The organism is Pseudarthrobacter phenanthrenivorans (assembly GCF_000813845.1).
Taxonomy (GTDB): Bacteria; Actinomycetota; Actinomycetes; order Actinomycetales; family Micrococcaceae; genus Arthrobacter; species Arthrobacter phenanthrenivorans_B.
The window spans coordinates 1-448 of the sequence record NZ_JWTB01000065.1 but is presented as its reverse complement, the minus strand read 5'-3'; the positions used below and the strand labels follow the sequence as shown (position 1 = coordinate 448).

The 448-nt window shown below is 60.5% G+C and carries 1 pseudogene; it reads left to right on the top strand.

The features are described from left to right. Positions 1 to 448 (top strand): annotated as a pseudogene (locus RM50_RS20045) (pyruvate dehydrogenase (acetyl-transferring), homodimeric type); the annotation flags it as partial.

Genomic DNA, 448 nt, shown 5'->3' with positions numbered 1-448 from the left:
CAACGCGACCCACCAGATGAAAAAGCTGACGGTCGAAGACCTCAAGGACTTCCGGGATTACCTGCGCATTCCCATTTCTGATGAACAACTCGATGCCGATCCGTACCGGCCTCCCTACTTCCACCCGGGATTTGATGCGCCCGAGATTGCGTACCTCCTTGAACGCCGAAGGGCCCTCGGAGGATCCGTTCCTGAACGGCGTTCCGGGCATCAGGCCGTTGAACTGCCGGACGCGAAGTCCTACGAGGTGGCCAAGCGCGGGTCAGGGAAGCAGCAGGCGGCCACCACCATGGCATTCGTCAGGCTGCTCAAGGATTTGCTTCGCGACAAGAAGTTCGGGAACCGGATTGTGCCCATCGTGCCGGACGAGTCACGCACGTTCGGCATGGACGCGTTCTTCCCGACGGCGAAGATCTACAGCCCTGCCGGGCAGAATTACCTGTCCGTG